9 protein-coding genes are annotated in these 12179 nt (G+C 46.3%); 8 read left to right on the top strand and 1 reads right to left on the bottom strand.

All coding sequences use genetic code 11. The features are described 5' to 3' along the window. Nucleotides 1-199 precede the first annotated feature (199 nt). The 7 genes from ACH59B_RS12970 (at nucleotide 200) to ACH59B_RS12940 (ending at nucleotide 7421) form a co-directional block, all read left to right on the top strand. Nucleotides 200-1057 (top strand): GRP family sugar transporter, encoded by an 858-nt coding sequence (locus ACH59B_RS12970; RefSeq protein ID WP_404301749.1) that lies wholly within the window; start codon nucleotides 200-202, stop codon nucleotides 1055-1057. A gap of 103 nt (nucleotides 1058-1160) precedes the next feature. After that, a complete protein-coding gene (locus ACH59B_RS12965) occupies nucleotides 1161-2222 on the top strand; it encodes a LacI family DNA-binding transcriptional regulator (RefSeq protein WP_080942680.1) in 1062 nt (353 codons plus the stop codon). Nucleotides 2223-2274: 52 nt separating this feature from the next. Then, complete coding sequence (locus tag ACH59B_RS12960) at nucleotides 2275-3447, top strand: Gfo/Idh/MocA family protein (RefSeq protein WP_031461508.1); 1173 nt, start codon at nucleotides 2275-2277, stop codon at nucleotides 3445-3447. Nucleotides 3448-3483: 36 nt separating this feature from the next. Further along, on the top strand, nucleotides 3484-4212 hold the full coding sequence (locus ACH59B_RS12955) for a ThuA domain-containing protein (protein WP_404301747.1): 729 nt from the start codon (nucleotides 3484-3486) through the stop codon (nucleotides 4210-4212). Between the two features lie 74 nt (nucleotides 4213-4286). Beyond that, nucleotides 4287-5393: a Gfo/Idh/MocA family protein gene (locus ACH59B_RS12950; RefSeq protein WP_031461507.1), complete on the top strand. Its 1107-nt coding sequence runs from the start codon at nucleotides 4287-4289 to the stop codon at nucleotides 5391-5393. A 416-nt stretch (nucleotides 5394-5809) separates the two neighbouring features. Further along, the gene (locus ACH59B_RS12945) at nucleotides 5810-6181 is read left to right on the top strand and encodes a hypothetical protein (protein ID WP_025364944.1); all 372 of its coding nucleotides are present in this window, start codon (nucleotides 5810-5812) and stop codon (nucleotides 6179-6181) included. Between the two features lie 58 nt (nucleotides 6182-6239). Continuing rightward, the gene (locus ACH59B_RS12940) at nucleotides 6240-7421 is read left to right on the top strand and encodes a DUF4272 domain-containing protein (protein ID WP_031461506.1); all 1182 of its coding nucleotides are present in this window, start codon (nucleotides 6240-6242) and stop codon (nucleotides 7419-7421) included. Between the two features lie 73 nt (nucleotides 7422-7494). Here the strand turns inward: ACH59B_RS12940 and ACH59B_RS12935 are convergent, their stop codons facing one another. Continuing rightward, nucleotides 7495-10215 carry a putative Ig domain-containing protein gene (locus tag ACH59B_RS12935; RefSeq protein WP_404301744.1) on the bottom strand — a complete coding sequence of 907 codons (2721 nt, stop codon included), beginning with the start codon at nucleotides 10213-10215 and terminating at the stop codon, nucleotides 7495-7497. Nucleotides 10216-10562: 347 nt separating this feature from the next. Here ACH59B_RS12935 and ACH59B_RS12930 point away from each other — a divergent pair, with 347 nt between their 5' ends. Further along, complete coding sequence (locus ACH59B_RS12930; RefSeq protein WP_404301742.1) at nucleotides 10563-12173, top strand: response regulator; 1611 nt, start codon at nucleotides 10563-10565, stop codon at nucleotides 12171-12173. Nucleotides 12174-12179 lie beyond the last annotated feature (6 nt).

Raw genomic sequence — 12179 nt, 5'->3', positions numbered from 1 at the left:
AAAATATATTGGATCTGATTCTATATAATTGTGGGAGAAGCACATATAGGGAACAACTTCTTTGGTTTTACTATATAAATCTATAAAAATATTAGTATTTGAAAGCGGTTTTTTTTGCTATCGTAAAATTGTTGGTTTTTTCCTGCATGGTATTTTTAGCGATTGTAGGAAGAGTACTTTTGCGGGAGGAGAACCGTGCGTGGATTTCTTAACTGCTTTTATTCCAGCTGTCGGCTGGGGAGTCATGCCGATATTGGCGTATATGACTAAAGCCAGTCCCCGAGAACAGCTGACAGGTACTGTTATTGGTGCTGTGTTGTTTGCCCTGTGCTTGTATATCATTCAGCCAGCTTCATTAGCACCGATTCCTTTTGTGATAAGTTTTATATCCGGTATTTTCTGGGCCGCTGGACAATTGCTCCAGTTTCGATCTTTCCAAAAAGTAAGCGCATCCATTGCCATTCCTGTAATTTGCGGTCTACAGTTGATAGGGACGACGCTATTTGCCGCACTTATCTTGGGTGAATGGATAACAGGTTACCAATATGGGATGGGTGTTGGTTCTCTTCTATGTATTTTGGCGGGAGTTCTATTCACCAGCTATCAGGGCAAGTCTGCTGGGCTGTCTAAGCCTTTGCCGTTACGAATTATTATGATGCTGGTTTGCTCCGGGTTAGCGTTAAGCAGTTATGTAGTTATCAATCAGTACCTTAATATATTGGAGCTGTCCATCATTCTGCCGCAATCGCTCGGGATGTTATGCTCGGCCATAGTCATAAATCTGAAAGGCAAACATCGGCTGCGATTCTCTCCAGTACTTCGCAATTTGTCTACAGGATTGGTTTGGAGCATTGCTAATCTAGCACTATTTATTTCCAACAGTTTGATCGGCATGGCGGCTAGTTTTCCGATCTCTCAAGCGAGCATTGCGATTGCCTGTGTCGGTAGCATTTTAATATTTAAGGAAAAGAAAAGCTCTCAGGAATGGATAGCTATACTTGTGGGAATTACGGTGCTGATGATAGGAGTGGGAATGATCAGCTTACTTAAGCCCTAGAGAGAATTTGTGGAGGAAAAAGCTTATATATCCATAGGGCACGCTTTTCGGGATTGACAGAGGTATAGCAGCATGAGAAAATGTACGCGCGTACATAAAATGATTGGAGGTGGGAAATATCGTTTCGCGCAAGGAAGTAGCAGAACTCGCTGGCGTGTCTGAAGCGACGGTGTCTCGAGTATTGAACGCGACCGGTCCTATTAAGGAAGATACGCGGAAAAGGGTCCTGGACGTTGCCAATCAACTTGGATATGTTCCCAGTGCATTGGCCCGCAACTTTGCCCGAAGCAAGAGTGGCCATCTTGGTGTGGTTATGCCTTATGTCCCGAAGGCGCATCTGTTCTCTGCTTATTTTTTCTCTGAGATGCTGAGCGGCATCGGCAATAAAGCCAGAGACAGCGGGCTCGATCTACTACTATTATTCCGAAAACCGGGGGAACGGATGGACTACAGCAGTCTTTTCCGTCAGCAGAAGGTCGACAGTTGTATCATCCTTGGAGCAAGAGATGACCACGATGAGGTGGAGGCTCTGAAGAGACTTCAGCAAGAGGGGCGACCGTTCTGTGTCATGAATCACCATTTCGAAGGGCAGTCGTTCTGTGAAGTGGATGCAGACCATGTAGAAGGAAGCCGGGTGGCCGTTAGTCATCTCATTGAGCAGGGGTGCAAGCGGATAGCCTTTCTCAACGGTCCGGATATCTATTCCAACAGTACGGAGCGCTTGAAGGGTTATCTCATCGCGCTTCAGGAGGCTGGTATTGAATATGACTATGAGCTGATTCTGCAAGGCAATTACAGTCGTCGAAGCGGGCTCGAAGCGTCGGCTACCATCGCAGACAAATTAGATGATATTGATGCCGTATTTGCGGCGAACGACCGGATGGCCCTCGGCGTAATGCAGGGTCTCCGTGAGCGCGGACTGGCAATTGACCAGTTCCCAGCATTTGTGGGCTATGACGATTCGGATGCGGCTGAGATGGCTGTTCCCCCACTAAGCAGTGTTCGTGTTCCTTTTTATGAGATGGGGGAGCTTGCAGCCTCGAAGCTTATACCCGATTCTCAGGACCACATTCCGGCTCTGGAACTGACTGCGACTGGGTGCGACTCAATAAGAGAACTTCTGTCCACAGAGCTGATTATCAGGGCGTCATCCATTCGTCAATAACACCATTCATCAATAATTCGTTGAAACTCATACCTATAAGGAGGATCACGACATGTCTAATCGTCTTCGTATTGGAATGGTTGGCTACAAATTTATGGGCAAGGCTCACAGCAACGCTTACCGTAGTCTACCTATGTTCTTCCCAGATGCCCCGCTGCAGCCAGAGATGTCCGTCATCTGTGGACGTAACGAGCAGGGGGTTCAGGCGGCTGCCCGCCAGTTCGGCTGGACCGAGAGTGTTACGGATTGGCGTGATCTAGTGAAACGTAACGATATTGATCTCATTGACATTAACGCCCCGAGTAATGCTCATAAGGAAATTGTTATCGAGGCTGCCCTCCATGGCAAGCATCTGTTTTGTGAGAAGCCGCTTGCGCTTTCACTGGCAGATTCCCGTGACATGTTGCAGGCAGCAGAGAAAGCAGGAGTCAACCATATGATTGGCTTCAACTACCGCTTTTCTCCGGCTGTCCAGCTGGCGAAGCAGCTCGTCGAAAGCGGTCGCCTAGGCAAAATCTATCATTTCCGTGCGTTTTTCCTTCAAGACTGGATCATGGACCCGTCCTTTCCGCTGGTATGGCGGTTGCAAAAAGAAGTGGCCGGTTCTGGCTCTCATGGAGACCTTGGCGCCCATCTGATTGATCTCGCTCGGTTTCTGGTCGGCGAGTTCGACGAAGTTATCGGCATGAGCGAGACGTTCATCAAACAGCGTCCGCTGGCTATGGAGATGAGCGGATTGAGCTCCAAAAGGAGTACCGAGGCCAATGCACCAATGAGAGAAGTGACGGTCGATGATGCCACGCTGTTCCTAGCACGCTTTGCTGGAGGTGCGCTGGGCAGCTTCGAGGCCACACGCTTTGCTGCCGGACATCGGAGTACAAATTCATTCGAAATCAACGGTAGTCTAGGCAGTGTACGGTTTGACTTTGAGCGGATGAATGAACTGGAAGTGTATTTCACACAGGATGAGGAAGACGTTCAGGGCTTCCGCCGAGTGCTCGCCACCGATCCAGCACACAAATATTCCGAAGCCTGGTGGCCTGCAGGACATACAATTGGATTTGAGCATACCTTCACCCACGAGATGCTTGAGATGTTGAGTGCCATCTCCGAAGGACGGCAACCTTCGCCGAATTTCCACGACGGGGTCGCTTGTCAGGCTGTGCTTGAAGCAGTAGAACGATCTATAAAGGAACGTCGCTGGGTATCCATTGAAGAAATGTAGTATAACAACACATTCCGAAAGGTGAGTGGATTATAGATGCGCAAGGCACTGATTGTATGGGGTGGATGGAACGGACATGAGCCCGAGCAGGTGGCGGCTATTTTTGAACGCATTTTAAAGGAAGAACAGTTCGAGGTGGAGGTGTCTAATACCCTTGATGCCTACCAGGATGCGGAGAAACTGCTTGGCCTGGACCTGATCATTCCAATGTGGACTATGGGCCAGATCGAGCAGGAACTAGTCAATAATGTCTCAGCAGCGGTTCAAAGCGGTGTAGGTCTGGCAGGCTGTCACGGTGGCATGTGTGATGCCTTTCGGAACAACGTGGACTGGCAGTTCATGACAGGCGGGCAATGGGTTGCTCATCCCGGTAATGATGGAGTGGAGTATATGGTGAACATAAAGCGTGGCTCCAGCCCGCTGCTGGACCATATTGAGGATTTTCACGTCAAAAGCGAGCAGTACTACCTCCATGTAGACCCTGCAGTTGAGGTGCTGGCAACCACACGCTTCCCGGTCGTACCAGGACCTCATTCGGCTAATGGGCCGGTGGATATGCCTGTTGTATGGACAAAGCGGTGGGGAAGCGGACGCGTATTCTACAATTCGCTAGGTCATCACGCAGATATTATAGATATACCTCAAGTGACCGAGATGATGCGCAGCGGGTTCCTGTGGACCGCGGCAGGCAAACAGGCAGCGACCAGCTACGGTAGCTTGCTGGCAGAGGCATACACGGGTATGGCAGACAACCAGCAGCAGTAGCGCGAACAGGATGGTATCCGATTTAATAAAAGAACGCCATTATCCATTTTTTCTCAAGGAGAAGGGAGTCCAGCATGAACAAAATGAAAGTAGGCATTATCGGATGTGGTAAAATTAGCGGAATTTACATGGAAAATTGCCATCGTTTCGACATTCTGGAGCTGTTCGCAGTAGCGGATCTGGACCAAGGTCGAGCAGAGGAGCAGGCGATAGCGTTCAACGTTCCGAACGTATATACAGTAGATGAGATTTTAGCTGACCCGCAGATCGAACTTATCATTAATTTGACCATACCGGCCGTTCACGCCGAGGTGTGTCTCAGAGCTCTTGCGGCTGGCAAGCATGTCTATGTGGAGAAGCCACTTGCCGTCACCCGTGAGCAGGGCCAGGCTGTCTTGGATCTTGCTCGTCAAAAAGGACTACTTGTTGGCTGCGCACCGGAAACTTTCTTCGGTTCCGGTATACAGACATCATTGAAGCTGATTGAGGACGGTGTCATTGGGAATCCAGTAGCTGCTACAGCTTTCATGATGAGCCGTGGGCATGAACATTGGCATCCCGATCCTGAATTTTATTATGCAGTCGGCGGCGGGCCGATGTTTGATATGGGCCCTTATTACTTGACGGCTCTGGTACAACTGCTGGGACCGATTACTGCTATTTCGGGCATGACCAGCAAGGCGATGGATCAGCGAACGATTACGAGCGAGAAAAAGAAAGGCCAGACCATCCCGGTCGATATTCCGACCCATGTAGCCGGATTGTTGCGCTTCAAGCAAGGAGCTGTCGGTACGCTGATTACCAGCTTTGACATCTTTGGTGGAAGCACTCTGCCACCGATCGAGGTGTATGGTACGCATGGCACGCTACAGGTGCCTGACCCGAACACGTTCGGAGGACCAGTTCGCTATAGACTGTTAGGCGAACAAGAATGGACAGAGGCACCGCTGCTGCCGGGATACAAGGAGAATACACGGGGTATCGGTGTTGCCGATATGGCCTATGCTCTCCGTAGCGGACGGCCTCACCGCGCTAGCGGGGAACTGGCCTACCATGTGCTGGAAGCGATGTGGGCGTTCCATGACTCTTCCGATCAAGAGACCTTTTATACGATGCAGAGCACCTGTCAGCGCCCGTCGGCTTTACCGGAAAACCTGCCCTTGTATACATTAGATGTGTAAACGAGTATCAGTCTGAAGCTGACCTGCAGCATACAAGAATTATAAGACTGGAGGGCTGTCCCAGAAGTCGGTCTGGGATTTGCACATTCTGCTTTGACTATTTATTACTTAAAAAAGAAGGCTCCAGCCCCGATTTGACTGCGGCTTAGGAGTCTTCTTAGTTAACTTTCAAGACATCATGCTACAATCATTTCGAGCCTTGAACAAGATTTTTATGCTATAAAAAATAACATCACTACTGCGAGGAATGCGCTAGAACGGACCTTATAGCTTGATTAGTTCTGTAATTTCGCTCTAATATAAAAGAAACATCAGCTGGACATCATTGTATTCTTAATACGGTGGCGCTGTGAATGTATTCTTGATAATTCAAGAAAAATATCAGATCAATTTCAATTTTTGAAGAGGGTGAAAATATGTGTAGATATGCAATGTACGGTCCATACAAAGATATCTTTGCCTGCTTTACTTGTAGGAAGGTGTATAAGCAAACATCCCGCTTTGAGATGCCAAAGGATGAATATGAGCGGCTTGTACATGTCTGTCCGCAATGCCAGACGCCCATGCATGACATGGGTCATGATTTTCAGGCCCCGAAGCAAACGGATATCAAGCAGTGGAAAAAGGTAGAGCTTTTGTATCGAAACGGATACTCTTACCATTCCTGTGGGTGTGGCGGTCCTGGGTACAGACCTTCCCGGTTGCAAGATGTTCCTGAATTTCTGAAGGAACACCGAAGGTTTGAGAATGAGGGAGAGGCATTACTGCATCGAATTTTGCAGAGTTAGTTGAATCGTGCCCATAACAAACATCGGCTATTCGTAGTATTTTCATAAGGAGGTCATCATGAGAAATTGTGCGCTTTACAGCTCAACCTTTGATCTGGATCAGGTTGAGAGACTATTAAAGTCGATTTATCCCAACAACAAGATACACGTGAATGAAAGCAAAACTAAGTTTGAGGTCAAAAGCCGGGGCTGGTTTAGTAGAAAGATCAAAGGATTTAACATAATGACCAGCAAAACGAATCCGGAGGAGTTTGCCTCCATGCTTAACGGAATGATAAACTTTTTTAGTCAAATTCCTGCTGAAAACGAACAGTTGCAGCAAAAGCTGTTGATCAAAATGAGTACGCTGAATATGGTGATTGGTGTGGAGACTGAGGAGGATATATCTGAAGCCTTTTTTGCCGAATTACTTGATATCATAAATTCGCTGGATGGACTGATGTTCCGGGGTGGCGGTGATTTGCTTGCACCTGACGGAAGTCTGCTACTAGATGTGAATGGACGTTCGGAAGTGGAAGATTATACAGTGACTGCTCATGTTAGTTATTTGTACGGAGAGGATCAAATTAGCGAATCCGGGATGGAGCGAAAGCTGCAGTCAGAAAAGATATTGCTCGATCAAGGCTTTACGCAAATGCCGCCGATCCCAGGAAGGCTAGGAGATGAAGCCGCAGACAGCATCCGTTCCCTTAAGGAAGTGGCTGGCCGTGCCGTTGCTTTGTGTATTGTAGCCCTGAAAGGCGAGTGTATCGGTGCGGGCGAAAGCATGGATGATACGAATCGAATGATAAATCAAGTGACTGATCAGTATGGCGCGGACTGTTTCTTTTCACCAGAAGAGAAGAGGTTCCTATCCAATGAGTATGACGATGAGTCAGAGGGTGTCCAGTTCTCCTGGCGTTATGAAGGCTTTTGGACTCTGTTATGGGCTTTGGGCCATCTTGAGAAGCTAGGTGACCCAACTGGTATTTGCGACGTGCCATTGTCTGTTTCAAAGTTGCAGCAATTTGACTCATTTGAGGCTTTTCTGTCAAGCTCAAGGCTGCGCAGTAGCAAGGAAATTTTAGATGAAGCCGATTTAATCTGTCGTTACGACTGGATGTGTGTGGATAGCCGTATTCATAAACAGCCAGCCCCTGGAAATCTGGATGATGGTGTAGTGTATGAACGTCATCGTGTGCTAAAATGGCTCACTGGTTACATGGGACAGGATTGGGATGATGTGCGCACAGATACATAATAGGAAGCGTAAGAAAGCAACAATCCTCTACCAAATAGGTAGAGGATTGTTTGTTTGGTGTGGGGCACTTTACTTAAAATTCATGACGTTGACCGTAAATTCGCAATTCACTGATCTCAAACATCGTACTTTGCGGCTCGATTATCGCCAGCTTGAAAAAGCGGAAAGGGGTGTTTTTATACTCATTCCTCACGTAAAGCCGTTGCTTTTCTTCGGTTCGTACAGTGAGCTGATCCGTCAAACGGGTCCAATTCTTCTCATCATTCGAACCAAACACGGCAAGACCGGAGATCCGTTCGGGAAAGCTTCTTCTACCTTGGACCTCGAAAACATGCGCATTGATTTTAAACTTACTTCCAAAGTCAAGGGTATGGTACTGATTCGAAGCCAATCCGTAAGCGACATAACTGTTGTCATTATGATCCGTGAGACTTGATAAATAATTGCCGAAGGAAGACGTAGATAGCATCTTCACAAAGTTGAGGCTTCCATCCGGCAAAGTGATATTTAGAAGCTCTAATCCTTCTACTGCCTCACGAACGGTTTGCAATTTGGCATAAAACGCTGCATCTGTATCCGTTGCAATATGATTGATAACGTCTGTATATGCATTTGTGTAAGTCGCAAGGGAGGCTGACACATAATTCTCAGCCGAATTATATCCGGTGGTAGCTGCAGTAACAGCAGATGGTCGGTCAGCTGTCACCTCAATTTTTACATGTTTCGTAGCTAATGAGGTTCCGTCGCTGACCACGACGGTAAAAGAACTTGTTCCGATTTGCGTAGGAGTCCAAGTGAAGGCGCCGGTGTGGGCATCCAAGATGGCGCCCTTAGGCCCATCTGCCATTTCATAGGTAATGATACCTGAAGCGCTCGAATCCGTAGCCGAAAAATCTGCGTTGATCGTTCCGCCTGTATACGTAAATAGGTTCAGTGTGGATGAACCGGAGGCAAACGCTGGAACGGACAACTGGCTACCCGCCAGGACATGGAAGTGATCTAGGTCTACCTGGGCACCGATTCCCTTTACCTTCATATACATAAGACTATAGTTTTCATCCATCTGAGCATATGAAACTCTGTCGATGGACATATCAAAGGTGACATATCTCCATTGTCCTTTTGTATCCGGCAGCGAAATCGTATGGAAAGGAACAGAGTTTTTTTCTTTACTTAGTTCAAGAGTTGCGATTCCTTGGGTCCTGATTTTCAAGCCGATGAGTTTGGTGGAGGTTCGCTGACCGAAGGAAAGATTCAAAGGTACAATAGTGCTGCCCTCGTCCGTTGCTGTAATTTCCACATAGGAAATTGTACCTTCCTGCTTGGTTGTCGAACGGCTGTCAAGAGCCGTGTATCGGTCTTCAATTTCTACTACAGCATCACTTGTCATTTCCTTCGGGACATTATTTGACCCCTCCAAAACGGCTGCCGGAGGAATATACAACCAGAAATCACCGCCTCCGTCTGGACTCTCCCATGCTTTGGATAGTGTACCTTTGTAATAATAATTTGGTGGGATACGTTTTCTAAACGCTTCATAAAAGTATGGCGCCTTCTCTGAGAGATTGACTCCTTTGCTGTAAGTATAATAGTAGTATATGTCCCAAAACTGGGCGGTGTTCATTCTACCTCTATAAAAATCGGATATCGTCCTATAGATGCCCATTGGGTTACCATTCGCATCCATGGTATAAACCACTGGGGTCCAAGGGGTATCATATCCCAACATGTATTGCCAAAAATAATTGGCTGCCGTCAGAATTCGGTGATCCAGAAAATCAAAAATATCCACCGCATTCGGAGCATTTGAGACCGTGCCTTTTACCGGATCTATTTTTGTACCTTGGGCAAGAAGCATTCGGGAAATAATCGCTGCATTTGTAATGTCTCCCGCGCCGTGAGCCTGGTCCCTGCCCATTTCCACGTGCTGGATGACCGGTTTATCCAGTTTCTCTCCCGTTACAGAATTGGTGTCAACTAGACGAAATAGTTGTTTAATTGAGCCGTTAATTCCTTGATCTGTTGCCGTTTTGTTCACAGTAAACCATTCTACAGCCTCTTCATATCTATCGGTGTTGTCTGTAAAAATATATCCTGCCATAGCTCCCAGCAGGGGATAAGTGTGTTGGTTCATGAAATGATTGTTATCGTGAAGAAACGTTTCCGTAACCGGAATAATGAGATTGTTGCTGAAATTGGCCGTATCCTGGTCCGTCCACCTCAAGGATTCCGTCTTGCAACTGGAGTACCGCAATATCTCTGCGGCTGTTACCATCCGGTTCAGCGGAATCCCAGTATGAATGTGAGCATCGGTGAAATAGGTGTATTTCGCAGGGTCCATTTGGGACCAAATGCGAATAATGCGCATAGCATTAGCCCGGTAGATTTCATCGCCTGAAATATAATATAGCAGTGCTTGTGTATACGCTTTCAAACCATCGGATATAAATCGCGAGTTAAAACTCTGGCTGTTAAAAGCATCACTGGCTGGTTTCGTTGGTTCCATAGGATTTTGGTTGCTTGATGTAATCGACTTTGAGGTGGTTGACGATACCAACATGGCCTTATAATACGAATACCAGGGTTCCTGCTTCGCCATAATTTGTGCCCGCATGTTTTCAAGAATGTCCTTGGTTACTCCGATCCCGGGATGCAGAAATCCGTTGTTGGTTGTTTCCATAATTTCTACAGCATCGGTTGCCTTCGGCAGTTCCATTGTAGACAACGAAGCAGATGCTGGCGACCAAGGTATACATATGGCGGCAAAAATTAGGGCAGAAAAAAGGGCTGTCATTCGTCTTCACATACTCATTTGGTATAGTTTATACATTCTGTTCAGAAAATCTCCTCCTTTGCTGTTTATTCAAGAAACACAATAGCAGAATGGAGAAGGAGAGGTATGCTGTTTTTTTTAGAGAAATATGCAGAAAAACTAGTGAATTCCAACAACACATGCAACTATTGGCTGAAGTCCACAACTGGAGTAGAGGCCAGCATATTCAAACAATTGGTTAAAAAAACCACACATAAAGATGCAATAAGTTCATTTATATGTTTTCATTCGCATGATATTTTATGAAACAAAAATAGGGCTTAAGAACATACAAACAAGTAATAAGCTCAAGCAAGGAGGACTTATTCATGAAAACTATTAAATTATTGCTTGCAGACGATGAACCTGTCATATTACGCGGCTTAAAAAAACTGATTTCCTGGAAAGAGCTTGGGATTACCATTGTTGGTGAAGCTAATGATGGGAAAGAACTCCGCGATCTAATACGTATACATGAACCTCACCTCATTATCAGCGATATTAGCATGCCAGGTGGAAGCGGCATTGATATTATTTCAGAATTGAATGAACAAGGATTCCATGCCAAAGTTATTTTTATCAGCGCTTTTCAAGAATTTGTCTATGCCCGTCAAGCTATTCAATTAGGAGCGCTGGATTATCTGGTTAAACCTATAAATAAAAATCAGCTCGAAAAGGTAATAGCAAAGGCAGCCTCAATTCTCCGGGAAGAATCCAACGGCGAGCGCAATAAAGAGATGTTGACTTATTACGAAAAAAAGAATCGCTCGACAACAATAGAACAGCTGCTTGACGGGTTGTTGGATGGGGAACAAAAGACACTCAGCGCACTCACACAAATGGGAGCCATAGCGATAAGCCGATTGACTACCGTGTGTGTGCTGGAGATTGATGAGAATACCAACAGCTCACAGTGGGAGGAGCGGGAACGCAATCTAGTAAACTTTGCCTTATCCAATATCATTAGAGAGACATTAGATCAGGAACTGAACGCGGGCAACGGATTGCTGGTTCAGAAAGAAGGGGGCTTTGCAATTCTAATCCAACATGAACAGAGAGAATACCCCCTACAACTGGCCACTGACCTTCACCATAAAATTAACAGCTATTTAAAACTGAGCGTTTCGTGCGGCATAGGGCTCAGTATAACGAGCATTGAAGAAACAGCGAAATCCTATCGCTCTGCTTTGAAAGCGCTTAAAATAAATTATTTTATAGGAATGAATCAAGTCATTCGGTATGGAGACGAGCTCACAAGGGTCCAGCCAGAGAATAGAACCATTACAGAGCTTCAATCTGATTTGGTCAAAGCGCTGATTAACCAGCAGAAGGAACAGCTTCAACTACTGACAGAGCAGTTACTTGAGCAGATCAGGATTCAAACCGGGGAGAATAAGAACTTGGCCATTTCGGGGGTTTACAACTCTATCTTGACCATCAATCAGGAGCTTACAGAGATCGGGGGAGGAATGGAATACATTAGTAGCAAGCAAGGAGCCCTACTGGAAAGATTGGCGCCTTGTCCTTCCTACGCCGATGTTGCTCATGTTGTTGAGGAGATTTTATCGGAAATGCTGCAGCAGCTTGCAAGCAAGCTGACAGGAAAAGAAAGTGCATTACTTATCAAGATTAAGACCTATATCGAAGAGCATTATGCAAGCAATATAACGCTGGAGTCTATGGCTGCTCTTTTTTATATGAACTCTTACTATTTCAGCAGCTTTTTCAAGAAGCATACCGGCCAAAATTTTAAAAACCACGTCACTGAGGTGCGAATGAAACATGCCCTCAAGCTGCTTATAGAGAGTAATCTGATGGTGTACGAAATTGCCGAGCAAGTAGGATATAACAATGTGAGGCATTTCAGCGATATGTTCAAAAAAAAGTTCGGCAAGGTGCCGCAAGAGTATCGGCAATCCTTCCGCCAACCACAATCATAATGAAGT

It is taken from the genome of Paenibacillus sp. DP01 (assembly GCF_044784315.1).
GTDB lineage: Bacteria > Bacillota > Bacilli > Paenibacillales > Paenibacillaceae > Paenibacillus > Paenibacillus polymyxa.
Note: the sequence above shows the minus strand (reverse complement) of the source record. Positions and strands in the feature narration are given on the sequence as shown.